The sequence below is a fragment of the Pseudomonas sp. zfem005 genome (genome assembly GCF_032621735.1).
Classification (GTDB): domain Bacteria; phylum Pseudomonadota; class Gammaproteobacteria; order Pseudomonadales; family Pseudomonadaceae; genus Metapseudomonas; species Metapseudomonas solani.
Map to the genome: position 1 here is coordinate 95009 of NZ_JAVYJE010000013.1, position 23709 is coordinate 118717.

19 protein-coding genes are annotated in these 23709 nt (G+C 68.0%); 15 read left to right on the forward strand and 4 right to left on the reverse strand.

Features of this window, described 5'->3' with window-relative positions:
• Positions 1-72: 72 nt before the first annotated feature.
• The 3 genes from RTW82_RS32290 to RTW82_RS26265 are packed head-to-tail and all read left to right on the forward strand — an operon-like array spanning position 73 to position 2717.
• Complete coding sequence (locus RTW82_RS32290; protein WP_410478855.1) at positions 73-1356, forward strand: methyl-accepting chemotaxis protein; 1284 nt, start codon at positions 73-75, stop codon at positions 1354-1356.
• Positions 1357-1399: 43 nt separating this feature from the next.
• Positions 1400-2434: an RNA methyltransferase gene (locus tag RTW82_RS26260; RefSeq protein ID WP_021221769.1), complete on the forward strand. Its 1035-nt coding sequence runs from the start codon at positions 1400-1402 to the stop codon at positions 2432-2434.
• A 52-nt stretch (positions 2435-2486) separates the two neighbouring features.
• The gene (locus RTW82_RS26265; RefSeq protein WP_316926932.1) at positions 2487-2717 is read left to right on the forward strand and encodes a DUF2970 domain-containing protein; all 231 of its coding nucleotides are present in this window, start codon (positions 2487-2489) and stop codon (positions 2715-2717) included.
• A 6-nt stretch (positions 2718-2723) separates the two neighbouring features.
• Here RTW82_RS26265 and RTW82_RS26270 read toward each other — a convergent pair whose 3' ends face one another.
• Complete coding sequence (locus RTW82_RS26270) at positions 2724-3812, reverse strand: ABC transporter substrate-binding protein (RefSeq protein WP_316926933.1); 1089 nt, start codon at positions 3810-3812, stop codon at positions 2724-2726.
• A 408-nt stretch (positions 3813-4220) separates the two neighbouring features.
• Here RTW82_RS26270 and RTW82_RS26275 point away from each other — a divergent pair, with 408 nt between their 5' ends.
• The 7 genes from RTW82_RS26275 to RTW82_RS26305 all read left to right on the forward strand — a co-directional run bounded on the left by RTW82_RS26275 (position 4221) and on the right by RTW82_RS26305 (position 16982).
• A complete protein-coding gene (locus RTW82_RS26275; protein WP_316926934.1) occupies positions 4221-7925 on the forward strand; it encodes a DUF4132 domain-containing protein in 3705 nt (1234 codons plus the stop codon).
• Positions 7919-9016, forward strand: coding sequence for an AAA family ATPase (locus RTW82_RS26280; protein ID WP_316926935.1), 1098 nt, complete (start codon positions 7919-7921; stop codon positions 9014-9016). Before RTW82_RS26275 ends, RTW82_RS26280 begins: the two co-directional genes overlap by 7 nt.
• 3 nt (positions 9017-9019) lie before the next feature.
• Positions 9020-11488 carry a DUF5682 family protein gene (locus tag RTW82_RS26285; protein WP_316926936.1) on the forward strand — a complete coding sequence of 823 codons (2469 nt, stop codon included), beginning with the start codon at positions 9020-9022 and terminating at the stop codon, positions 11486-11488.
• Positions 11481-12605 (forward strand): VWA domain-containing protein, encoded by a 1125-nt coding sequence (locus tag RTW82_RS26290; protein WP_316926937.1) that lies wholly within the window; start codon positions 11481-11483, stop codon positions 12603-12605. Before RTW82_RS26285 ends, RTW82_RS26290 begins: the two co-directional genes overlap by 8 nt.
• Positions 12602-14614: an SWIM zinc finger family protein gene (locus RTW82_RS26295; protein ID WP_316926938.1), complete on the forward strand. Its 2013-nt coding sequence runs from the start codon at positions 12602-12604 to the stop codon at positions 14612-14614. The genes RTW82_RS26290 and RTW82_RS26295 overlap by 4 nt, the downstream gene beginning before the upstream one ends.
• Before the next feature lie 225 nt (positions 14615-14839).
• Complete coding sequence (locus RTW82_RS26300) at positions 14840-16498, forward strand: nitrite/sulfite reductase (protein WP_043243309.1); 1659 nt, start codon at positions 14840-14842, stop codon at positions 16496-16498.
• On the forward strand, positions 16482-16982 hold the full coding sequence (locus RTW82_RS26305) for a DUF934 domain-containing protein (protein ID WP_184488023.1): 501 nt from the start codon (positions 16482-16484) through the stop codon (positions 16980-16982). The genes RTW82_RS26300 and RTW82_RS26305 overlap by 17 nt, the downstream gene beginning before the upstream one ends.
• Before the next feature lie 328 nt (positions 16983-17310).
• Here the strand turns inward: RTW82_RS26305 and RTW82_RS26310 are convergent, their stop codons facing one another.
• Positions 17311-17889, reverse strand: a complete 579-nt coding sequence (locus tag RTW82_RS26310) for a TetR/AcrR family transcriptional regulator (RefSeq protein ID WP_021221780.1) — start codon at positions 17887-17889, stop codon at positions 17311-17313.
• Positions 17890-17998: 109 nt separating this feature from the next.
• Here RTW82_RS26310 and RTW82_RS26315 point away from each other — a divergent pair, with 109 nt between their 5' ends.
• Positions 17999-18436, forward strand: a complete 438-nt coding sequence (locus RTW82_RS26315; RefSeq protein ID WP_021221781.1) for a hotdog fold domain-containing protein — start codon at positions 17999-18001, stop codon at positions 18434-18436.
• A gap of 44 nt (positions 18437-18480) precedes the next feature.
• On the opposite strand, the gene sohB is transcribed toward RTW82_RS26315, so the two are convergent.
• Positions 18481-19506, reverse strand: coding sequence for a protease SohB (gene sohB / locus RTW82_RS26320; protein ID WP_031288614.1), 1026 nt, complete (start codon positions 19504-19506; stop codon positions 18481-18483).
• Positions 19507-19715: 209 nt separating this feature from the next.
• Here sohB and RTW82_RS26325 point away from each other — a divergent pair, with 209 nt between their 5' ends.
• The 4 genes from RTW82_RS26325 (at position 19716) to RTW82_RS26340 (ending at position 22872) form a co-directional block, all read left to right on the forward strand.
• On the forward strand, positions 19716-20426 hold the full coding sequence (locus RTW82_RS26325) for a histidine phosphatase family protein (protein ID WP_316926939.1): 711 nt from the start codon (positions 19716-19718) through the stop codon (positions 20424-20426).
• Between the two features lie 60 nt (positions 20427-20486).
• A complete protein-coding gene (locus RTW82_RS26330; protein WP_021221784.1) occupies positions 20487-20801 on the forward strand; it encodes an SCP2 sterol-binding domain-containing protein in 315 nt (104 codons plus the stop codon).
• A gap of 207 nt (positions 20802-21008) precedes the next feature.
• The gene (locus RTW82_RS26335) at positions 21009-22079 is read left to right on the forward strand and encodes a phosphotransferase family protein (RefSeq protein WP_316926940.1); all 1071 of its coding nucleotides are present in this window, start codon (positions 21009-21011) and stop codon (positions 22077-22079) included.
• Between the two features lie 25 nt (positions 22080-22104).
• Positions 22105-22872, forward strand: coding sequence for an SDR family oxidoreductase (locus RTW82_RS26340; RefSeq protein WP_184488019.1), 768 nt, complete (start codon positions 22105-22107; stop codon positions 22870-22872).
• A 173-nt stretch (positions 22873-23045) separates the two neighbouring features.
• Here the strand turns inward: RTW82_RS26340 and RTW82_RS26345 are convergent, their stop codons facing one another.
• Complete coding sequence (locus RTW82_RS26345) at positions 23046-23696, reverse strand: hypothetical protein (protein WP_021221787.1); 651 nt, start codon at positions 23694-23696, stop codon at positions 23046-23048.
• Between the last annotated feature and the right edge of the window lie 13 nt (positions 23697-23709).

Genomic DNA, 23709 nt, shown 5'->3' on the forward strand with positions numbered 1-23709 from the left:
TATGCCTTCGCCCTCGACCCGGCCGGCAACATCCTGTTCTTCCCCCTGCCGGGCAGCGGCGCCGAAGCCAGCATGCAGAAGTTCGACGACCTCGCCGCCCGTGAAGCCTGGCTGCAGCCGCTGGCGGAGGCCCGGCGCAAGCTCGGCTCCAGCGGCACCGCCAGCGTGGCGCTGGACGACGACGCCCTGCTGGGCGAAGCCAGCCAGGCCAACCTCTTCGTGATGCCGCAAACCCACTGGACCGTCGGCCTGGTCACACCGCAGACCCGGGTCACCGGCCTGGCGCGCGCGCTCACCTATGAACTGCTGGCCTTCCTCCTGCCCTTGCTGGGCCTGCTGCTGTTCTTCGTCTGGCTGGCCGGGCGCAAGGTGCTGGAGCAGCTCGGCGAAACCACCGGCCAGATCGACGCCCTCGGCAGCGGCCAGGGCCACGGCGGCGCACTGACTATCCTCCGTGACGACGAGATCGGCGGCCTGCGCCGTTCGGTCAACCAGTACGCCGGGCGCCTGCAGGGCATGCTCCAGGTAATCGCCGAGGAATCCCGCCGCCTGCAGGAAGAGGCCGCCAGCCTCGGCCGCCTCAGTGGCGCCCTGCTCCACCGCGCCGAGCAGCAACGCCAGGAAAACACCCAGCTGGCGGCGGCCATCACCGAGATGTCCTCCAGTGCCAACGAAGTGGCGCAGAACACCAACGACTGTGCCGACACCGCCCAGCGCTCCCAGGGCGTGGTCAGCGAAGGCCAGCAGAAGGTCAGCTCCAACAGCCGCTCCATCCAGGCGCTGTCCAGTGAAATGGCCGCTGCCGCCGCGGTGATCGCGCGGCTGGAGCAAGACAGCCAGCAAGTGGGCGCCGTGCTCGATGTGATCAAGGCCATCTCCGAGCAGACCAACCTGCTGGCGCTCAACGCCGCCATCGAGGCCGCCCGTGCCGGCGAGCAGGGCCGTGGCTTCGCCGTGGTCGCCGACGAGGTGCGCTCCCTGGCAGCCAAGACGCAGAGCTCGGCCAACGAGATCAGCACCATGATCGCCAGCCTGCAGCAGGCCTCGCGCCAGGCGGTGCAGGCCATGCAGGCCGGCGAGGCACGCACCCGCCATGCGGTGGAGGAAGCCGAAGGCGCGGCCACCGCGCTGTCGACCACGGTGCAGAGCTTCGACGACATCTCCCAGCGCGCCCAGCAGATAGCCGTCGCCGCCCAGGAGCAGAGCCACGTGACCCAGGAGATCAACGAACTGGCGGTGCGCATCCACTCGGTGAGCGAGGAAAACGCCCGCGATGCGGTGGACCTGGACGCCCTCGGCCAGGCCATGCAGCAGTCGGCGGCGCGCCTGGCGGAGCTCAGCCGTGGCGGGCGCTGAGGCCCTGCCAGCGGCGGGCGCGCGGTGGTAGGATGCGCGCCCCATGCGTATCCAAGACCTGCACGACCGCCTCGCCGCCCTCGGCGCCAAACCCATCCACCGTGGGCGGGTGATCCGCGCCTGGCTGCAGGGCAAGCCCCTCGATGCCTGCACCCTGCGCCAGCAAGCCCAGGACTTCCTGCCCATCAGCGTGCGTGAAGGCCTGCCGGCCCTGGCCGAGGAGCTGGACAACCTCGCGCGACTGCGCTCCGAGCATCCCGCCGCCGACGGCTCGGCACGGCTGCTGGTGGGCCTGGCCGACGGCCAGATGGTCGAAAGCGTGCTGCTGCCCCGCGACGGCCTGTGCGTCTCCAGCCAGGTCGGCTGCGCCGTGGGTTGCGTGTTCTGCATGACCGGCAAGAGCGGCCTGCTGCGCCAGGTCGGCAGCCTGGAGATCGTCGCCCAGGTAGCCCTGGCGCGACGCTACCGCAAGGTGAAGAAAGTGGTGTTCATGGGCATGGGCGAGCCGGCCCACAACCTCGACAACGTGCTGGAGGCCATCGACCTGCTGGGCACCGACGGCGGCATCGGCCACAAGAACCTGGTGTTCTCCACCGTGGGCGACCCGCGTGTCTTCGAGCGCCTGCCCCAGCAGCGGGTCAAACCGGCCCTGGCGCTGTCGCTGCACAGCAGCCGCGCCGAGCTGCGCGAACAACTGCTGCCCAAGGCGCCGCGCATCAGCCCCGAGGAACTGGTGGAGCTGGGCGAAGCCTATGCCCGCACCACGGACTACCCCATCCAGTACCAGTGGACGCTGCTCGCCGGCATCAACGACAGCCAGGAGGAAGCCGACGGCATCCTGCGCCTGCTCAAGGGCAAGTTCGCGGTGATGAACCTCATCCCCTACAACAGCCTGGAAGCGGACGACTACCAGCGCCCGGGCGGTGATCGCATCATCGAGCTGGTGCGCTACCTGCACAGCCGTGGCGTGCTGACCAAGGTGCGCAATTCCGCCGGCCAGGACATCGATGGCGGCTGTGGCCAGTTGCGCGCCCGCGCCGAGAAGGTCAACACCCGCCTGCTGCATCCCGTGCATTGATCCGGGCAGCCTGCCGGGGGCGAGCTAAGCTTGTGCCCCACGGAGGTGCACCATGGACGACAGCAACATCGACGACGACAACCAACGCCCCCTGACCTTCCGCGAGATGCTCCACAGCGTCGCGGCGGCCGCCTTCGGCGTGCAGAGCGGCAAGAACCGCTCGCGGGACTTCAGCCGTGGCAAGCCCAGCCACTTCATCATCCTCGGGGTGCTCTTCACCCTGGTGTTCGCGCTGACGCTGTTCGGCGTGGTCAAGCTGGTGCTGCACCTCGCCGGGCTGTAGTGCGCGTCAATCCAGCAGCGGAGACAGGGAAAAGCGGTAGCCGGAGAAGTCCGGGTGCCCACGCGCACCGAAATCGCGGAACCTGACGCCGTAGCCCGGCCGTTGGAGGTGCTTCAGCAACTGCCGAGCCTGTCGCGCATCCAGCCGGGTGAACAACCGCGCGCGCTGGTCCGCGCCGCCGAAACGGGCGAAATCCTGCCCAGCGTCGTAATCCGCCAGCATCACCAGTGCCCAGCCACCCAAGGTGAAGTGCCCGCCCACCAGCACATCCACGCGCCCATCGGTACGCGCCTGCAGCACCTCGGGAGAGTTGTTCAGCGCGGAGAAATGCAAGCGACCACGCACCTGCGCGCCCAACTCATCGGCAGCCTGCATGGCGCCGAAGGCCATCGCGTCATTGGCCGCCCATACCAGGCTGACCCTCGGATAGCGTGGTAGCAGTTGGCGGGCCTGCTCTAGAGCCCGGCCACGGTCCCACTCGGCATACACGAGCTGGCGCAGCCTGACATCCGGGTTGGCTGCCAGCACCCGCTGCAGCCCCGCCTCCCGGAGGCGGGCCGCGGGCGTCTGCTTCACGCCGGAGAACGCCAGCATCTCGATCCCGCCCTGTGGCTGCACGCGGCGCTGCTGGCGGATCAGCTCCTCGGCCATCAGCGCCCCGGCCTCCTCGTCATTGGGCACCAGGCTGCCGATCCAGTTGCCATAGCGCTCGCGCGGGCCGCCGGCCAGGCCGCGCTGCTCATCCGTCAAGGTGCTATTGACGATGAACAAGCGCACCCCGCTGCCCTGCCCCAGCCGGAGAATCTCCGGTGCGACGTACTGCTCGTTGACGAATACCAGATAGTCGGGGCGCTGCGTCTCGGGCCCCATAAGCGCTGCGCGGGCCTGACCCAGCATGCGCGCGTTGTCACGCTCGGCGAACTCGATGCGCAATTCCATACCCAGGTCATCGGCAGCCGCGCGCATGAATTCGGCGTAGCTGCGCCAGAACGGCTCGTCGCTACGACCGGGGTTGAGAAACACAACGGAGGCGGCCTGCGCCAGGTCACAACAGAACAGCCCCATGCACAAGGCCAGGGAGCGTGGAAAGGACATCAAGGAAAACCTTTTCGTCGAATGCGCTGCAGTATACCCGCGCCACACCCCGCCGCCTCGCTTGCTCCTGCTACTGGTGGCTGACCCAAAACACCGCCGTGGCGACCACGATCAGGATGAGGCAGAAAATCGCGACGGCATCGATGCCGCTGTCCGAGCTGGAGTTTTCGGTGTGATCGTTCATGGCATCCCCTTGTTGTGGTTATGGGTGCTACGCCCACGAGTTAAGACCAGGACCGGCAACCTCTCAAGCCGACGCGATGGCCCTCCCCCCCGCCCGGTAAACCCCGTGCAACGGAAAAATATGAGCCAGGCAGCAGAAACAGGCATTGACGAGGCGATAGCGGGGGTCGCGCCCGGCCCGGATGAATTACCATCGGCCATCGCACCGCCAAGGACAGGTTCATCATGTTGCAGAAGTTGCTGGAAAAAATAGGCCTCTCCACCCCCGCTACCCCCTTCACCAAGCATGTCGCCGAAAGCCTCGAGGTGCTCGACATCCTCGTCCCGGGCCTGGCGACCCGCGCCGCCAGCTACGTGCTCAGCGGCCGTGACGAGACGGTGCTGCTCGACCTGGGCAAGCTCAACGGCGAAGAGGCCGTGGTGCTGCTCGACCAGCCGGCCACCATGGGCTGGTGGCACCCCTCGGGCAACGTGCGCAACGACGCGCAAAAGCACAAGAAGCGCATCAACGCCGCCGCCAACGCCCGCGCCCGCCTCTATATAGTCACCCCGGAAACCGACCCGCTGGCCCTCGCCCGCTTCGGCAAGGTGCTCGCGGCCGCCTGTCAGGGCGCCAACCTGGTGCGCACCGCCAAGGTGCCCGACTGGTTCATCTACCTGGTGGTGGATGCCCTGCACACCACGGTGAAGAACCTCGGCAACAAGCACGGCGAGGACATGCGCAAGCACTGGAACTTCGCCCTGCTGACACGCCTGCTGGCGGTGGACGAACTGCCGGCGGACGACGCCCTGCTGCTGGTCCTCGACCGTCGCGACCTCAACGATTACCACTGGCGTGAAATCGCCACCCTGCTCGCCCTCCCCGGCACCAGCGACTACCTGCTGCAGCACCCCGAGAGCACCCGCGCCCTGCCCGGCCAATTGTCGGCGGGCGGCTGCCTGACCCTGGTAGAGCTGCTCGGTAACCATCGCCCCCTGGCCGATGCCTTTGCCGACGTGCTGGTACGCCTGGCGGTGAGCGCGGCCAAGAGCGTGCGCAGCGCCGCCGCGCCGCAGGTCGAGGCGCTGCCGCTGGAGGTCAAGCTCAGCCATCTGCAACGCCTGCTGGAAACCGGCGCCAACAGCGAGCGCGCCCAGGCCGCCGACATGCTCGCCCGCAGCGGCGAGGAAGCCCGCGCCCTGCTCCAGGCACGCCTGGAGGTGGAAAGCTCCAAGCCCGTGCAGCAGGCCCTGAGCAATGCCCTGGCGCGCCTGGACAGCCAGACCCGCGCCCAGCAGGAGGAACTGCCCGAGGCCAGCGACTTCGAGCGCTGCGCCGAGGTCCAGCTCGGCGATGCGGTGCTGGAGCTGCTGCGCCAGAACCTCGTGGAGCTGCTGGAGGAAAGCCGCATCGCCGCCGAGGAGGAGGTCCGCCAGAACCTCGAACACAAGCGCAAGTGGGACTGGCAGCAGAAGACCTACAAGTCGCTGCAGGCGCTGGGCGAGTCGGACCTGCGCAACGCCCTGGAGCGCCTCAACGGCGCGGCGCGCGGCAAGTTCCCGAACGGCATGGACCTGGTGCTGCAATACAAGGGGCGCCTGGCCGCCAACCCCGACGTCAACCTGCTGCACATCCTCCGCTCCCCGGCCAACCGCCATTTCAACTGGTACCAGGTCGCCCAGTGGCTCAAGGGCGACGCCCTGCAGCGCCTGGACCTGCGCACCCTGGAAGACGCCCTGCAACGCAGTGGCCATGAAGACCCGGCGCGGGCCACCGCAGACATCTGCTTCGGCTGGAACTCGCCCATCGGGCAGATCGCCCCGGAGCGCGTCTGGCCCTTCTTCGCCGCGCACCCCGAGTTCATCGAAGAGGCCTTCGGCCTGCGCCCCGCTCCGGGCCGCTACAGCTACAGCGTGGCCACCACGCTGACCCTGCTGGAGCAGTTCCCCAGCCTGCCGGCACGCTTCGTCCCCGTGCTGCTCGAACTGGCCCTGGGCAGCAGCAAGACCAACCGCGCCGAGGCCCAGCAACTGCTGGAGACCCTGCCGGACATCGGCGACCGCGCCGTGGAAGCCCTGGCTTCGAGCAAGCAGGAGATCCGCACCCTGGCCGCCGAATGGCTGCAGCGCCTGGGCTACCACGCGGCGATTCCCGCGCTGAAGGCGGCCCTGGCCAAGGAAAAACGCGAGACCGTCCGCGCCGCCCTGCTCACCACCCTGGAAAGCTTCGGCGAAGACATCTCCGGCCACCTGGCCCCGGACGTGCTGCTGGCCGAGGCGCAGAAAGGCCTGCAGGCCAAGCCGCCGGCCAGCCTCGCCTGGCTCGACCTGGACCATCTGCCCGCCTGCCAGTGGCTCGACGGCACGCCGGTGGAACCGGCCATCCTGCGCTGGTGGGTGATCCTCGCCTGCAAGCTCAAGGAGCCGGCCGGCAACGGCCTGCTCAACCTCTACCTGGAGCGCCTGGCCCCCGCCAGCCGCAACGCCCTGGGCAAGAGCCTGCTGCTGGGCTTCATCGCCCAGGACACCCGCAACCCCAGCCTGGAAGAGGCCATCGCCTACGCCCAGGCCAACGTCGCGCGGCAGATGCAGAACTACCAGTCCTGGGCGAAGTACTCCCCCGAATACGCCGACATCACCCAGGAACAGGCCTTCGAGTCGCTGAAGCGCGAGCACCTGGCCAACTACCTGGGCAGCGCCATCGCCGACAAGGGCATCCTCGCCCTCACCTGGCACACCACCGCCCACGAGCAGGTGAGCCTGATCCAGGCCTACATGCGCGACCACTACCCGCGTCGCTCGCAGATCGAAGCCATGATCAGCGCCGCCGCCAACAGCAACGAGCCCCTGGTCATCCAGCTGCTGCTGTCCATCGCCCGCCGCCACCGCACCGCCTCGGTACAGACCCGAGCCCGCGAACTGGTGGAGCAGATCGCCCAGCGCAACGGCTGGAGCGCCGACGAACTGGCCGACCGCACCATCCCCAGCGCCGGCTTCGACGAGAGCGGCGTGCTCACCCTGCACTACGGCGAGCGCCTGTTCACCGCGCGCCTGGACGCCGCGCTCAAGCTGGAGCTGTGCAACTCCGACGGCAAGGTGGTCAAGGCCCTGCCGGAACCGCGCAAGAGCGACGACCCGGCGCTGATCAAGGAAGCCAAGTCGCAGTTCTCCACCAGCAAGAAGGAGCTCAAGCAGGTGATCGACCTGCAGAGCCAGCGCCTCTACGAAGCCATGTGCGCCGCGCGCCTGTGGCCGGTGGGCGAATGGCGCGAGTACCTGCAGCAGCACCCGATCATGCGGCACCTGCTGCAGCGCCTGGTCTGGGCGGAAGTCGGTGCCGACGGCGCCACCCGCCTGTTCCGCCCCACCGAGGACGGCAGCTTGATCGACCTCGACGACGACGAAGTGGAACTGGCCGACGACAGCCGCATCCGCCTCGCCCACGCCGCGCTGGTGGACGGCGAAACGGCCAAGGGCTGGGTGCGCCACTTCAAGGACTACAAGGTCAAGCCGCTGTTCGCGCAGATGTCGCGCCAGCTGCCGGAGATCGCCCCCGAAGCCGCCGACCCGGCCAGCGACAACAGCATCGGCGACCGCCTGGGCTGGCTCAGCGATACCTTCACCCTGCGTGGCGTGCTGACCAAGCTCGGCTACCAGCGCGCCGCTGCCGAAGACGGCGGCTTCTTCGACCACTACTTCAAGGAATTCACCAGCCTGGGCCTGCGCGTGAGCATCGGCTTCACCGGCAACTGCCTGCCGGAAGAGAACGTCCCCGCCGCGCTGACCCGCCTCGCCTTCGAGAAGATCGGCCGCCGCTGGTCCAGCGGCGACAACCTGCCGCTGGCCGATATCCCGCCGGTGCTGCTGGCCGAAACCTACGCCGACTACCGCGCCGCCGCCGATGCCTGCGTCGGCTTCGATCCCCAGTGGGAGAAGAAGACCCCATGGTAAGCACCGTTCTCCGCCAGGCCTCGGAACAGCATTTCGCCGAGGAACTGCAACGCCTGACCCAGGCCGACCAGCAGGCCGGCGCCGACCTGCCGCCCGGCTGGCTGCGCTCGCCGCGCTCGGTGCGGCGCTTCATCCTCGGTGACGAGGCGCTCGGCGTCAGCCGCAAGTTCTATGGCGACGACGCCCTGGTGGACCGCGCCATCGTCACCCTGCTCGGCCGCCAGGGCCTGATGCTGGTGGGCGAGCCGGGCACGGCCAAGTCGATGCTCTCCGAGCTGCTCGCCGCCGCCATCAGCGGTGACTCGATGCTCACCATCCAGGGCACCGCCGGTACCACCGAAGACCACATCAAGTACTCCTGGAACTACGCCCTGCTGCTGGCCGAAGGGCCGACCCAGCGGGCCCTGGTGGGCTCGCCGCTGTACCAGGGCATGAGCCAGGGCAAGCTGGTGCGCTTCGAGGAGATCACCCGCTGCCCGCCGGAGATCCAGGACGTGCTGATCTCCCTGCTTTCGGAAAAGCAGATGATGATCCCCGAGCTGGGCGAGGCCGGGCAGCTGCACGCCTGCCCCGGCTTCAACCTGATCGCCACCGCCAACCTGCGCGACCGCGGCGTGCACGAGATGTCCGCCGCCCTCAAGCGCCGCTTCAACTTCGAGACCGTGCGCCCCATCGCCGACAGCGAATTCGAGGTGGAACTGGTGATGCGCCAGCTGCTCCGCGAGCTGGGCGACGAAGCCGGCAAGGTGACGATCGAGCGCGACGTCATCGGCCTGCTGGTCACCGTGTTCCAGGAGCTGCGTGGCGGCACCACCCGCGAAGGCACCGCGATCAAGGCCCCGGATGCGGTCATGTCCACCGCCGAGGCGGTCAGCGTCGCCTATGCCGCCGCCCTGGAAGCCCGCTACCTCGGCGACGGCCGCCTGACCCCGGCCGAGCTGGCGCGCCAGCTGCTGGGCGTGGTGTTCAAGGACAACCGCGACGACGCCAAGCGCCTGCGCCACTACCTGGACAGCGTGGTGCGCGAGCGCGCCCGCCGTGACGACCGCTGGAAGCACTTCTTCGACGCCAGCAAGGGCCTGTGGGACTGACCCATGCCGCCCGCACACAGCCCCGGCGCTGACCCGCGCCTGCCCGCGCGGCTGCAGGCCGCTGAGCGCAACCGCCAGGCGCTGGCTGAGGCCGGCCTGCATTTCGCGCCGCTGCGCCACCACAGCCCGGCCTGCGCCTTCGCCCTGCGCGCGCAGCTGGACGAGCTGCGCCCGGCAGCGGTGCTGATCGAGGGGCCGGCCGACTTCGATGCCCTGCTCCCCGACCTGCTCGATCCGCGCAGCCGCCCGCCCCTGGCGATCCTCTCCCAGCACCGCAACGGCGTCTCGGGCGATGCGCCGCCGCGCTCGGCGTTCTTCCCCTTCTGCGACTACTCGCCGGAATGGCAGGCCCTGCGCGAAGGCCATCGCCTCGGCGCGCAGCTGGCCTTCATCGACCTGCCCTGGGCCCGCCAGGAAGCCGCCGAGGAAGACCCGGAACAGAGCCGCAGCCTGATGGCCGAGCGCTACCTGGCCCACAGCGACTACATCGCCGCCCTGGCCCGCGAGGCCCATTGCCGCGACCACGACGAACTCTGGGAGCACCTGTTCGAACTGCGCGGCGCGGACGCCCTGCGGGACTGGCGCGCGCTGTTCGGCGACGCCTTCGCCTGGTGCTCCATGGCCCGCCTCGACTACGAAGACGACGTGCTCGCCGCCGAAGGCTCGCTGGCCCGCGAAGCGCACATGCTCGCCTGCATCCGCGACTGGCGGGTGCGCTGCGACGGCCCCCTGCTGGTGGTCACCGGCGGCTTCCACACCCTCGCCCTGGTGGAAGCGCTGGCCAGCGACAGCCCGCCCGCCGCCACACCCACCGCCAGCGGCGACAGCCAGGCCTGGCTGATCCGCTACAGCTTCGACCGCCTCGACGCCCTCAATGGCTACGCCTCGGGCATGCCCTCGCCGGCCTACCATCAGCGGGTCTGGGAGGCGTTGCTGGAAGACCCGGCAGACGGGCTGGCACGCCAGCGCATCGCCGCCCGCATCCTCAGTGCCATCGCCGCCGAAACCCGCGAGCGGCAGCTGGCCGATGCCCTGTCCTTCGCCGGCGTCAGCCAGGCCGCGCAACAGGCCGCCGGCCTGGCCACCCTGCGCCAGCACCCGGGGCCGGGGCGCTACGACCTGCTCGACGCCATCCACTCCTGCTTCGTCAAAGGCAGCCTGGACAATGGCCAGGCCGCCTTCCTCGCAGCGGTGAAGAACCAGCTGGGCGGCAACCGCCTGGGCGATGTCCCGCCCTCCAGCCTGGCTCCGCCGCTGGTGGAAGAAGCCCGCCGCCTGGCCCTGGGTCACCGCCTCGACCTCAGCGACAGCCTGGCCCGCCGCGCCCGGCTGGACCTCTACCGCAAGCCCCGGCACCGCGCCCGGGGCCGCTTCCTGCACCTGATGGCCTACCTGGACAGCGGCTTCGCCCGCCACCTGGGCGGCCCGGACTTCGTCAACGGCACCGGCCTGGACCTGCTCTTCGAGGAATGGGAATACGCCTGGTCGCCGCTGGTCGAGGCGCGCCTGATCGAGCGCTCCGAACTGGGCAGCAGCCTGCGGGAAGTCGCCGTCCGCCGCCTACTGGATGAAGAGCAGGCCTTGCAGACCAGCGGCCAGGGCCGCAGCGCCAGCCGCGCGGTGCAACTGCTGGCGCGGGCCGGCTCCATCGGCCTCGGCGAACAGCTGCCACGCCTGTTCGAGCGCCTGGCCGAACACCTGGAAGAAGACCCCGAGCTGGCCTCGGTGGTGACCTGTGGCCAGCGCCTGCTGCACCTGTGGCGCGGCCGCGAGCTGCTGGGCCTGGACGGCTACCCGCAACTGCCGGAGCTGCTGCAGCGCATCCTCCCCGCCACCCTGTTCCTGCTGCCGGGCCTCGCCGACTGCGACGCCGACCGTGAAGGCGCCGCCATCGACGCCCTGCTCGGCCTGCGCGAATTCCTCCACCTGGGCAGCAGCCAGGCCGGCCTGGCCCAGCAGGAGGCACCGCTGCACGAAACCCTCGACCGCCTGCAAGCCGTGGCACCCGCCGGTATCGCCGGTGCCCTCGACGCGCTGCGTTTCATCGATGGGCGCAGCAGCGAGGAACAACTGGCCGCGGCCCTGCAACGGCGCTTCGGCCCCGGCGCCGACAGCGAAGGCGCGGTGCGCTACCTGACCGGGCTGCTGCAGGCCGCGCCGGAGCTGATCCTGCGGGTGGACGACCTGGCCCTGGGGCTCAACGCCCTGGTGGCCAACTGGGACGAGGCCACCTTCGTCCGCCACCTGCCGGACCTGCGCCTCGCCTTCACCCGCCTCAAGCCCCGCGAAACCGGCCGCCTGGCCGATCACCTGGCCGGGCTCAACGGCATCGCCGGGGCCGCCCTCGACAGCGCCCACCACGAACTCGACAGCCACGACCTGCTCGCCGGCGCCGCCCTGCAGCTGGCGCTCAAGCGCTCGCTGGAGCGCGACGGGCTGCTGGCCTGGGCCCAGGAGACCCACCATGAGTGACCTGGAAGCTGCCCGCCGCTGGCGCCTGATCCTCGGCCGCTACGCCGACCGCGCGCTGCACGAAGCGAAGTTCGACGCCGCCGACGCGCGCCTGGAGAAGACCCTCGACTACCTCTACAACCGCGAATACCAGCGTCGCGGCCACGTCCAGGGCGGGCGCGGCGGCTCCCTGGACGACAGCCAGCTGACCGCCCTGAACTGGCTGGAGCAGGCGCGCACGCTGTTCCCCCGCTCCACCTTCGAGCGCCTGCAGGTGCAGGCCATCGAGCGCTATGAGATCAGCGCCCTGCTCACCGACCCGAACAGCCTGGCCACCCTCGAACCCAGCCCGGCGCTGGCCAAGGCCCTGCTCGGCGTGCGCGGCCGCCTGAGTGCGGACACCCGCGATGCCGTGCGCCAGCTGATCACCCGGGTGGTGGAGGAAATCCTCCAGCGCCTGCGCAACCGCTTCACCAACGCCCTGCACGGGCGGCGCAACCGCTTCCGCCGCTCGCTGGTGAAGAACGCACAGAACTTCGACTGGCGCGCCACCATCGCCGCCAACCTCAAGCACTACGACCCGCAGCGCAAACGCCTGCTGATCGAATCGCCACGCTTCAACGCCCGCGTCCGCCGACAGTTGCCCTGGGACATCATCCTCTGCGTCGACCAGAGCGCCTCGATGCTCGACTCGGTGATGTACAGCGCCATCTGCGCCAGCATCCTCGCCAGCCTGCCCAGCGTGCGCGTGCGCCTGGTGCTGTTCGACACCCAGGTGGTGGACCTCAGCCACCTGGCCCACGACCCGGTGGAGGTGCTGCTCACCGTGCAACTGGGCGGCGGCACCGACATCGGCAAGGCCATGCGCTACTGCGAGCAACTGGTGGAGAACCCGCAATGCACGGTGCTCACCCTGATCAGCGACTTCGAGGAAGGCGCCGCCGTGGGCCCGCTGCTTTCCTGCGTGGCGCGCCTCAACGAAGCGCGGGTCAGGCTGCTCGGCCTCGCCGCCCTGGATGACGGCGCCCAGCCGGTCTACGACCCGGCCATGGGGCAGCGCCTCGCCGACCGCGGCATGCAGATCGCCGCGCTGACCCCGGAGCATTTCGCCCAGTGGCTGGCCGAGGTGATGCAATGAGTGCCTGGCAGCAGCGCTACCGCAGCTACGACGATGCCGCGCTGGAGGTGCTGGCCAACGCCGGCCTGCTGCGCCGCGCCACCAAGGATGTGGAGGCCGGCAAGCTGCGCTGGCTGGAGAACGACGACCAGGGCGGCCTGGTGGAAGCCGACGGCCAGCAGGTGCGCCTGGATGCCAGCGGCGTCGATGCCGCGCGCTGCACCTGCCCCGCCAACGGCTGCTGCAAGCACATCCTCGCGGCCGTCATCTGGCTGCGCGAACGACCCGCCTCTTCCGCCGGTGACGCGGCGGAAGAGGACGCCGACCTGGCGCTGCGCGACGCCCTGGCCCAGGACCCGCAACAGCTGCAGAAGCAGGCCGGCAAGGCCGCCACGCGCAAGGCCCGCCAATGGCTGGGCGAGCTGGTCGAAGCGCAGCACCAGAGCCACGGCCGGCGCCTGGCCATCCAGCTGCCGGCGCTGGCCTGCGAGGTCACCTACCTGGCCGGCGGCGGCTTCGACGGCATGCTCTCGGAAACCCGCGAGAGCGAACGCAAGGCCCTGCACCTCGCCGCGCTGGCGCTGCTGTTCCAGGCACAGGGGCAGCCCTGGGCCTGGCCGGCGGACAGCGAGCCGGCGCCGGCCGACCCGCTGCAACTGAACGCACCGGAGCAGGAATTGCTCGCCAGCGTCCAGCACCTGCTGCAGGAGCTGCTGCGCCAGGGGCTGTCCCACGCCAGCCAGGCCAGCGCCGTACAGCTGCGCATGCTCAACCTGTCCGCCCGCACCGAAGGCCTGCCGCGCCTCGCCGCCCAGTTGCGCACCCTGGGCGGGCAGATCAACCGCCTGGCCAACCGCGACGACCACATCAGCGAGCGCGAAGCCCTGGTGCAGATGGCCCAGGTGCACGCCCTGGCCAGCGCCCTGCAACGTGCCGGCGCCGAACACCTGCCCGCCCTGCGCGGGCGCCTGCGCCGCGACTACCAGGCCGGCGCCCAGCTCGACCTGCTGCCCCTGGGCGCCCACTGGTGGACCACCCCCGGCGGCGCCCGAGGCCTGACCCTGGCCTTCTGGGACCTGCAGGCCGGCGACGTGCTGGAAGCCAGCCTGGCCCGCCCGGATAACAGCGACCCGGGCTTCCGCCGTGAAGCGGTGTGGGCCCAGCAGGCGCTGTGGAAATCCACCCCGCAGCAGCTGTGCCAGGCGCCCCTGTGCCTGACCGCACCGCGCCAGGCCGATGACGGTCGCCTGGCCGCCCATGGCGACAGCCGCAGCCAGGCCCAGCCCCGCTGGCCCGCAGTTGATGCACGCCTGGCCGAGATCGGTATCGCCCGCTGGAGCCAGCTGCGCGAACAGCTGGAAGACAGCGCCGCCCTCAGCGCGGAGGCCCCCACCAGCCTGCTGCTGCGCCCGGCCCGTTGCCAGGAAGCGGTGCTCGATGAAGTGCGCCAGGTGCTGTGCTGGACGCTGGAGGACGACCAGGGCGAGGCCATCACCCTGGAGCTGCCGTGCACGGCGGAGCGGCGCGAACGCCTGGACAACCTGGAACGGGCGCAGAAGGCCCGTGACGACATCCGCGCGGTGCTGGTGCGGCCGAGCCTGGATGGCCGCCGCCGGACCCTGGAGCCGCTGGCGCTGCTGATCGCCGACAGCGGCGAGCTGCGCTGCCTGTCGCTGGATTTCGAATCGGTGATCCGTGGCGGCCTGAGCCTCAACCGCCGCCTGTTCGAGCGCATCCAGCGCCTGCTCGACCGCCAGCGCCCCGTTGCCGCTGCCCAGGAAGCGCCTGACCTGGCCGCGCGCCTGGTGGAACCGGCCCTGGACGTGCTGGAGTCCCTGGCCAGTTGCGGGCGCCAGCAGCTCTCACGGCACCAGCGCGAGGTGCTGCAGCAGCAGGAAGCGCTGGCCAGCGCCGCCGGCGTCGAGCTGCTCGCCCAGCACCTGCGGCAGTTGCGCGAGCCCACCGAACTGCCTCCGCAGGCGCTGCTGGCCAGCAGCCACCTGATGAGCCGCCTGCTGGCCCTGGGGTAGGGCCGGCGGCGGTGCATTCCAACAGTCGAGAACCATTCTCGCCTTAGTGCCAGTTGGGGTGGGCGTGGTTATGCTTGGCTGCGCACTTATGCATTCCAGTTCTTTACATATACTCAAACATCACTTTTGCGCATAAACCTGAGCTGGTATCTTCCCCCGGCTCCGACAGGAGTGCGCGGCCGTGCGCGCAGAAAAGCTGTAAGCAGCCTGACAACAGGACATTTCATGTACGTATACGACGAGTACGATCAACGGATCGTCGAGGACCGCGTCAAGCAGTTCCGCGATCAGACCCGCCGCTATCTGGCCGGCGAGCTCTCAGGCGAGGAGTTCCGTCCCCTGCGCCTGCAGAATGGCCTGTATATCCAGCGCTTCGCGCCGATGCTGCGCGTAGCCGTGCCTTACGGCCTGCTCTCCTCCACCCAGGTCCGCAAACTGGCGCAGATCGCTCGCGACTACGACAAGGGCTACGCCCACATCAGCACCCGCCAGAACGTGCAGTTCAACTGGCCGGAGCTGGAGGACGTGCCGGAGATCCTCGCCGAGCTGGCCACCGTCGAGATGCATGCCATCCAGACCAGCGGCAACTGCATCCGCAACACCACCACCGACCAGTTCGCCGGCGTCGCCCATGACGAACTGGTGGACCCGCGCCCCTGGTGCGAGATCATCCGTCAGTGGTCCACCTTCCACCCCGAGTTCTCGCACCTGCCGCGCAAGTTCAAGATCGCCGTCAATGGCGCCGTGAGCGACCGTGCGGCCATCGAAGTGCACGACATCGGCCTGGAAGCGGTGAAGAACGAAGCCGGCGAGCTGGGCTTCCGCGTCTCCGTCGGCGGCGGCCTGGGCCGTACCCCGATCGTGGGCAGCTTCATCAACGAATTCCTGCCCTGGCAGCACCTGCTGAGCTACCTCGACGCCATCCTGCGTGTGTACAACCGCTATGGCCGTCGCGACAACAAGTACAAGGCGCGCATCAAGATCCTGGTCAAGGCGCTGACCCCGGAAGTCTTCGCCGAGCGCGTGGAAGCCGAATGGGCGCACCTGAAGGATGGCCCGACCACCCTGACCGAAGCCGAAGTCGAGCGCGTGTCCAAGCACTTCGTCGACCCGGCCTACAAGGCCCTGGACGACCAGGCCGCCGCCCTCGCCCAGCTCGACGCCGAGCACCCGGGCTTCGCCCGCTGGCGCCAGCGCAACGTGGTGGCCCACAAGAAGCCGGGCTACGCCGCCGTGACCCTGTCGCTGAAGCCCACCGGCGTCGCCCCGGGCGATGTCACCGACAAGCAGCTGGACGCCATCGCCGACCTGGCCGACCGCTACGCCTTCGGTGAAGTGCGCAACAGCCACAACCAGAACATCATCCTCGCCGACGTCGAGCAGGCGCAGCTGTTCACCCTCTGGGGCGAGCTGCGCGAGCAGGGCTTCGCCACGCCGAACGTGGGCCTGCTGACCGACATCATCTGCTGCCCGGGTGGCGACTTCTGCTCCCTGGCCAACGCCAAGTCGATCCCGGTAGCCGAAGCCATCCAGCGCCGCTTCGATGATTTGGACTACCTGTTCGACATCGGCAACCTGGACCTGAACATCTCCGGCTGCATGAACGCCTGCGGCCACCACCACGTGGGCCACATCGGCATCCTTGGCGTGGACAAGAAGGGCCAGGAGTTCTACCAGGTCTCCCTCGGTGGCAGCGCCGGTCGCGAAGCCAGCCTGGCGCAGATCCTCGGCCCATCCTTCGCCCAGGAAGCCATGCCCGACGTGATCGAGAAGATCATCGACGTCTACGTGGAGAAGCGCACCGAAGAAGAACTCTTCCTCGATACCTATCGCCGCATCGGCATCGACCCCTTCAAGGAGCGCGTATATGCAGCGAATAATTAAGAACAACCAGGTCATCGACGAAACCTGGCACCTGCTGGACAAGGACGCGACCCTCGACGGCATGTCCAACTGCGACGACCTGATCGTGCCGCTGGCCCTGTGGCGCGATCACGGCCATGCGCTCAAGGCCCGCGACGGCGGCCTCGGCGTGTGGCTCGATGCCGACGAGGAGATCGAAGAGATCGCCGACCAGCTGGACAACTTCAAGGTCATCGCCCTGAACTTCCCGGCCTTCACCGACGGTCGCCACTCCTCCACCGCCTACCTGCTGCGCGAGCGCTATGGCTACAAGGGTGAAGTGCGCGCCATCGGCGACGTGCTGCGCGACCAGCTGTTCGCCCTCAAGCGTTGCGGCTTCGACGCCTTCGCCCTGCGTGCGGACAAGGACCCCTACGACGCCCTCAAGGCCTTCGAGGACTACTCCGAGGTCTACCAGGCCTCCAGCGACCAGCCCCTGCCGCTGTTCCGTCGCCGCTCGGCCTGAGCCGCGTAGCCATGAAAAAGCCCCGCATATGCGGGGCTTTTTATTGGGCATGAACTCGCCCCGCAGAAGACACCCTCTGGCACGACCTCGTAGGGGCGACTTCAGTCGCCAAGCAGGCCGCAGGGCTGCCTTGACTCCGCGCCTCCCTGCAGCACCGCCTGGTGGATGAAAAGAGCGTCATCCACCCTACACACCGGCCAACTCCTTAGGTTGGGTGTGGCACCGTAGGTTGGCGCCGAGCGCAGCGAGGCCCAACGGTGCAAAGGTCAGGTCCGCTGCGTTGGGCTTCGTACCTCAATCCAACCTACGGGAGCGCAACGTGCGGGTCTTACGCCCGCACGCTTTCCCAGGCCACCTGGGCCAGCAGGTCGCGGCAGTCGGCGAGGCTGCTGCGGGTGCGGCCGGCCAGCCAGTTGCGGGCGAAGTCGTGGGTGGGGCCGATCACCACCGAGGCGAAGCAGTCCTCGGGCAGGGCCCGCAGCGCTCCGGCTTCGCGGTGGGCCTGCAACGCCGCGAGGATGCGTGCATGGTGCTCGCGGTTGGCCTCGCGCAGTTGCTCGCCCACCTCGCCCGCTTCCACCCGCGAGCGGCTGTGCAGGACGAAGCGCGCCCAGTCGGGGTTGGCCACCACCCAGTCGATGTACGCCGTCACCAGCAGCTTCACACAGGCCTCGGCATCGGCGGCCTTGGCGAAGCCTGTCTGCAACAGCTCGGCGTACTGGCCGACCCCGGCCAGGTAGAGCGCGCCGATGATCCGCTCCTTGTTGCCGAAGTGGTGGTAGAGGCTGCCGATGCTGGCGCCGGAGCGATCACGGATCATCTCGATGGTGGTGGCGTCCACGCCTTCCTCGGTGAAGCACTGGAGGGCGGCCTGGAGGATGTCGTCTTTGCGCGAGGAACGAGCCATGGAACTCCCGATGCATGACTAGAATATAATTCTAGAATTCTTTTCTAATTTTCATATACTGCTGCGGCGCGCGCTCATCTTCAATCCACTCACGAGAGAATCGGAACCCATGAGCCAGATGTTGCAGATGTTCCAGCAAGCCGGTGCAGCGCAGTTCAGCGCCATGATCGGCCAGGTCGCCCCCTACTTCGCCAGCATCGCCCCGCAGTTCGTCGAACTGCGTGCCGGCTACGCCGAGATCACCTTTCCCAAGCGCCGCGAGGTGCTCAACCACATCGGCACCGTGCACGCCATCGCCCTGTGCAACGCCGCCGAGCTGGTGGCCGGCACCATGACCGACGCCTCCATCCCCGCCGGCACCCGCTGGATTCCCCGTGGCATGACGGTGGAGTACCTGGCCAAGGCCAGCGGCGACGTGCGCGCGGTGGCCGATGGCAGCGCGGTGGACTGGTCCGTCCTGGGCGACATCAAGGTGCCGGTGATGGCCTATGTCGGCGACACCGCCGTACTGCGCGCCGAGATCACCATGTACCTGAGCAAGGCTTGAAACACAGAGGCCCGGATCGCTCCGGGCCTCTTTCTTTCATCCATTCACTGCCAGAAACGCTGCTGGCTGAGGCGGCCCCACCAATTCAGCAGCACCCGGTCGACGGCCGCGCTGGCGGCCAGGCCGAAGCGTTCCTGCAGGCTCTTCTTCTCGACGAAGTTGAGCAGGAACAGGTCGGCTTCACGAGCACGCTCGCCGAGGTATTCGTCGCTGGTCTTCAGCTCGTCCACCAGCTGCTTGTCCAGCGCGGCCATGCCCAGCCAGACCTCGCCGGTGGCCACTTCATCGATGGCCAGTTGCGGGCGGTAGCGGGCGACGAAGTTCTTGAACAGGTCGTGGGTGGTCTCCAGGTCTTCCTGGAACTTCTCCCGGCCCTTCTCGGTGTTCTCGCCGAACACGGTGAGGGTGCGCTTGTACTCGCCGGCGGTGAGCACCTCGAAGTCCACGTCATGCTTCTTCAGCAGGCGGTGCACGTTGGGCAGCTGCGCCACCACGCCGATGGAACCGAGGATGGCGAAGGGCGCGGAGAGCACCTTGTCGCCGATGCAGGCCATCATGTAGCCGCCGCTGGCGGCGACCTTGTCGACGCACACGGTCAGGGGGATGCCCGCCTGGCGGATACGCGCCAGCTGCGAGGACGCCAGGCCGTAGCTGTGGACCATACCGCCGCCGCTTTCCAGGCGCAGCACCACCTCGTCGGCCGGGGTGGCCAAGGTCAGCAATGCGGTGATCTCGTGGCGCATCTGCTCGGCGGCCGAGGCCTTGATGTCGCCGTCGAAGTCGAGGACGAAGACCCGGGGCTTCTGCTCGCCGGCCTTCTTCGCCGCCTTGGCGGCCTTGGCCTCGTCCTTGCGCAGGGCCTTGATGCGGTCTTTATCCAGCAGCGAGTGCTCCAGGCGCTCGCGCAGGCCTTTATAGAAGTCGTTGAGCTTGGTCACCACCAACTGGCCGCCACCGGCGCGCCGTCCCCGCCCGCGCACTGCGGCCACCGCCACCAGGACGACCAGGATGGCCACCACCAGCGTTATCGTCTTGACGAGAAAGCTCGCGTAATCGGCTAAGAACTCCACAACACCCCCTTTGGGATCGACTGGCGCCCGCTCTGGCAGGCGCGAAACCGGCCAAGCATACCCGCCCGCGCCGGTCATCCACCAGCGACGGAAAAACCCCTTAATAAATAGCGGGAATGCATTCAAACAAGCGTATGTTTTTTCGTTGACAGCCCCTGAGCTTCCTCATAACCTCGCGAAACTTTCAACGTCCCGGGACGGCAGCGTACGTGGGCAGCATCTACCTGATCCGACATGGCCAGGCTTCATTCGGCGCCGATAACTACGACGTGCTTTCCAGCGTCGGAGTTCGCCAGGCCGAAGTACTGGGCGATCACCTCGCGAGCCTCGGCCTGCGCCTCGATCGTTGCGTCGCGGGCAGCCTGCAACGCCAGCAGCACACCGCCGAAGCCGCCCTGTCGCGCTTCCGCGCCGCCGGCCTGAACGCCCCCGCCGTGGACACCGACCCGGCCTTCAACGAATTCGATGCGGACGCCGTGATCCGCGCGCTGCTGCCCAGCCTGCTGGAGCAGGAGCCCGAAGCCCTGCACATCATGCGCAACGCCCCGCAGAACCGCGCCGAGTTCCAGCGCCTGTTCTCCAAGCTGGTGCTGCGCTGGGTGGCCGGCGACTACGACAACGCCGAACTGCAGAGCTGGCAAGCCTTCCACGACCAGGTCGCGGGCGGGCTGGAGCGCGTGCTGCAACACGCCGAAAGCAAACAGAACATCGCGGTCTTCACCTCCGGCGGTACCATCACCGCCCTGCTCCACCATGTGGCCGGCGTGCCGGCGGACCGCGCATTCGAACTCAACTGGCAGATCGTCAATACTTCGCTCTCACGCCTGAAGTTCCGCGGCAGCGAAGTGGCGCTAGCTTCCTTCAACAGTCATGTGCATCTGGAACTGTTGAAGGCGCCGGAGCTCATCACCTATCGATGAGCACGGCCCACTGCGCCCCAGAAGGGGCGCTAGAAAAACCTGAAAATAAAGGAAAGAACCATGACCACAGTTGCTGACATCGTCAAAAACATGCAGTCCAAGTTCAACGCCGGTGCCGCCGCTGGCCTGGACCTGGTATTCCAGTTCAACATCGAAGATGGCGACAACCACTACCTGGTCGTCAAGGACGGCACCTGCGACGTACAGCAAGGTGATGCTCCGAACCCGAACGTCACCCTGATCATGTCCACCGAAACCCTGGTTGGCATCATGACCGGCGAAACCGACGGCATGCAGGCCTTCATGGGCGGCAAACTGCGCGCCGAAGGCGACATGATGCTCGCCATGAAGCTCGGCGAGCTCTTCCCGGTCTAAGCTTCGAGCTGACCAGGAACAGAGAAAACCGGAGTCCCAGGGCTCCGGTTTTTTTTCGCCCGGCGCAGGTGAATCCGGGCTAATCAGGCAGTTTGATTGTGCTGCAACACGCCTGCCTATAACGGCCCTTCGCCCTTGTGACGCCATCCGGGCGGCATTAGATTAGCGAATAGTCTCGGGCCCTCATCATAAGTAGAAGGGATAAGCATGACGCTTACTGATCAGTCCACCCGCATCCGCGAAGGCGAAGAGCTCGACGTCGCGGCCATCGATCCTTACCTCAAGGCCAACATCCCCGGCCTGACCGGTACGCCGCGCATCAGCCAGTTTCCCGGTGGTGCCTCGAACCTGACCTACCTGCTGGAATACCCGGAGCGCGAGTTCGTCCTGCGTCGCCCGCCCTTCGGCCACAAGGCCAAGTCCGCCCATGACATGGGCCGCGAGTTCCGCATCCTCAACCAGCTCAACGACGGCTTCCCCTACTGCCCGAAAGCCTATGTGCACTGCACCGACGAATCGGTGATCGGCGCCGAGTTCTACGTGATGGACCGGGTCAAGGGCGTGATCCTGCGGGCCGACGTACCGGCCGAGCTGGGCCTCGACGAAGCCAAGACCCGCGCGCTGTGCAAGAGCTTCATCGACAAGTTCGTCGAGCTGCACAACGTCGACTACAACGCCTGCGGCCTGGGTGACCTGGGCAAGCCGGAAGGCTACGTGCAGCGCCAGATCTCCGGCTGGAGCGACCGCTACGAGAAAGCCCTGACCCCCGACGCCCCCACCTGGGAGCCGGTCAAGGCCTGGCTGCGCGAGAAGATGCCCGCCGACCACCACAAGCCGGCGATCGTGCACAACGACTACCGCTTCGACAACGTGATCCTCGACCCAGCCAACCCGATGAACATCATCGGTGTGCTCGACTGGGAGCTGACCACCATCGGCGACCCGCTGATGGACCTGGGCAACACCCTCGCCTACTGGATCGAAGCCGCCGACCCGGCGCCGGTGCAACTGATGCGCCGCCAGCCCAGCCACCTGCCGGGCATGCTGAGCCGCCAGGAGTTCGCCGACTACTACGCCGAGCGCGCCGGCCTGCCGCCGATCACCAACCTCGATTTCTACTACACCTACGGCCTGTTCCGCCTGGCCGGCATCGTGCAGCAGATCTACTACCGCTTCTTCCACGGCCAGACCCAGGACAAGCGCTTCGCACAGTTCATCCACATGAACAAGCTGCTGGAGCAGATGAGCCTGCAGGTCATCGGCAAATCACGGCTGTAACACGGCACATAACAAGGGGAACCCCATGTCCAAGACCCACCTGTTCGACCTCGACGGCAAGATCGCCTTCGTATCCGGCGCCAGCCGTGGCATCGGCGAGGCCATCGCCAAGCTGCTGGCCCAGCAGGGCGCCCACGTGATCGTCTCCAGCCGCAAGATCGACGGCTGCCAGGCCGTCGCCGACGCCATCGTCGCCGAAGGTGGCAAGGCCACCGCCATCGCCTGCCACATCGGCGAGATGGAGCAGATCCAGAGCGTCTTCGCGCAGATCCGCGAGCAGTTCGGCCGCCTCGATATCCTGGTCAACAACGCCGCCACCAACCCGCAGTTCTGCAACGTGCTGGACACCGACCTGTCGGCCTTCCAGAAGACCGTCGACGTGAACATCCGCGGCTACTACTTCATGTCCATCGAAGGCGGCAAGCTGATGAAGCAGAACGGCGGTGGCAGCATCATCAACGTCGCCTCCATCAACGGCGTCTCCCCGGGTGAGTTCCAGGGCATCTACTCGGTGACCAAGGCTGCCGTGATCAGCATGACCAAGGTCTTCGCCAAGGAATGCGCGCAGTTCGGCATCCGCTGCAACGCCCTGCTGCCGGGCCTGACTGACACCAAGTTCGCCTCGGCCCTGACCAAGAACGACGCCATCCTCAACGTCGCCCTGCAGCGCATCCCGCTGAAGCGCGTGGCTGACCCGAGCGAAATGGCCGGTACCGTGCTCTACCTCGCCAGCGACGCCTCCAGCTACACCACAGGCGTGGCGCTGAACGTGGACGGCGGCTTCCTCTCCTGAGGAAACCCCGCCCATGAAAAAGGGAGCCCATGTGGCTCCCTTTTTCTTTTCAGCGCCCGGGCGCCCTTGTGGACGCTGGGCAACCTGCAGGTTGGGCTGAGGTACGAAGCCCAACGCAGCGAAGCCGCCCCATGCACGTTGGGCCTGGCTGCGCTCGGCGCCACCCTACGCGATCAGCGCCAGTCCTTGAGCGCCTGGGTGGCGACGGGATTGAGGGGCTGGGCCAGCAGGCCGGTGGGCGAGAGGCTGACGGAGTAGACCGCGCCGTCGGCCATGGGCAGGTAGGTCACCCGCTGCGCCTGGGGGTCGAACAGGAACAGGTCACGCTGGTTGAGCCGCAGCCAGCGCCACAGGTCGATGCCATAGGGGCTGGCGGCCAGCTCGGCTTCGGCGTGCTGGGCCAGCTGCTGTTCCTCGATGGCGAGGAAGCGCCCGGAGAGCTTCTCCAGGCGGTAGCCCGGCTGCAGGCCGATCAGCTCGGCCAGGCCCTTGAGGCGGAAGATCCGCGCATCCAGCTGCCACAGGTCGCCATCCAGCAACACCGTGCGCTCGTTGCCGCCTTCGAGCAGGGTCACTTCGTAGCGCTGCGGGCCCAGGGCCTTGAAGTTGAGGGTGACGATGGGCTTGTCGGGGTGCAGGGGCTCGTAGCGGGTCAGGTCCCAGGCCACGGTGCCCACCAGCAGCGCCAGGGCGAGGAAGCCCAGGCCGAGGGTGCCGCGCAACCAACCGAGGAACCAGCTGCGATCGAAGAGGATGCGCGCGGCCACAACCGCGGCAAGCAGAGCCAGCAGGGCGATGCCCCAGGCCAGGCCGTCATACTGCATGGAACCCTTTCCT

Excerpts from the sequence above, each read along its gene's own strand:
- RTW82_RS32290 (WP_410478855.1), top strand. The coding sequence starts at position 73 with ATGCAGAAGTTCGACGACCTCGCCGCCCGTGAAGCCTGGCTGCAGCCG.
- RTW82_RS26260 (WP_021221769.1), top strand. The coding sequence starts at position 1,400 with ATGCGTATCCAAGACCTGCACGACCGCCTCGCCGCCCTCGGCGCCAAA.
- RTW82_RS26265 (WP_316926932.1), top strand. The coding sequence starts at position 2,487 with ATGGACGACAGCAACATCGACGACGACAACCAACGCCCCCTGACCTTC.
- RTW82_RS26270 (WP_316926933.1), bottom strand. The coding sequence starts at position 3,812 with ATGTCCTTTCCACGCTCCCTGGCCTTGTGCATGGGGCTGTTCTGTTGT.
- RTW82_RS26275 (WP_316926934.1), top strand. The coding sequence starts at position 4,221 with ATGTTGCAGAAGTTGCTGGAAAAAATAGGCCTCTCCACCCCCGCTACC.
- RTW82_RS26280 (WP_316926935.1), top strand. The coding sequence starts at position 7,919 with ATGGTAAGCACCGTTCTCCGCCAGGCCTCGGAACAGCATTTCGCCGAG.
- RTW82_RS26285 (WP_316926936.1), top strand. The coding sequence starts at position 9,020 with ATGCCGCCCGCACACAGCCCCGGCGCTGACCCGCGCCTGCCCGCGCGG.
- RTW82_RS26290 (WP_316926937.1), top strand. The coding sequence starts at position 11,481 with ATGAGTGACCTGGAAGCTGCCCGCCGCTGGCGCCTGATCCTCGGCCGC.
- RTW82_RS26295 (WP_316926938.1), top strand. The coding sequence starts at position 12,602 with ATGAGTGCCTGGCAGCAGCGCTACCGCAGCTACGACGATGCCGCGCTG.
- RTW82_RS26300 (WP_043243309.1), top strand. The coding sequence starts at position 14,840 with ATGTACGTATACGACGAGTACGATCAACGGATCGTCGAGGACCGCGTC.
- RTW82_RS26305 (WP_184488023.1), top strand. The coding sequence starts at position 16,482 with ATGCAGCGAATAATTAAGAACAACCAGGTCATCGACGAAACCTGGCAC.
- RTW82_RS26310 (WP_021221780.1), bottom strand. The coding sequence starts at position 17,889 with ATGGCTCGTTCCTCGCGCAAAGACGACATCCTCCAGGCCGCCCTCCAG.
- RTW82_RS26315 (WP_021221781.1), top strand. The coding sequence starts at position 17,999 with ATGAGCCAGATGTTGCAGATGTTCCAGCAAGCCGGTGCAGCGCAGTTC.
- RTW82_RS26330 (WP_021221784.1), top strand. The coding sequence starts at position 20,487 with ATGACCACAGTTGCTGACATCGTCAAAAACATGCAGTCCAAGTTCAAC.
- RTW82_RS26335 (WP_316926940.1), top strand. The coding sequence starts at position 21,009 with ATGACGCTTACTGATCAGTCCACCCGCATCCGCGAAGGCGAAGAGCTC.
- RTW82_RS26340 (WP_184488019.1), top strand. The coding sequence starts at position 22,105 with ATGTCCAAGACCCACCTGTTCGACCTCGACGGCAAGATCGCCTTCGTA.
- RTW82_RS26345 (WP_021221787.1), bottom strand. The coding sequence starts at position 23,696 with ATGCAGTATGACGGCCTGGCCTGGGGCATCGCCCTGCTGGCTCTGCTT.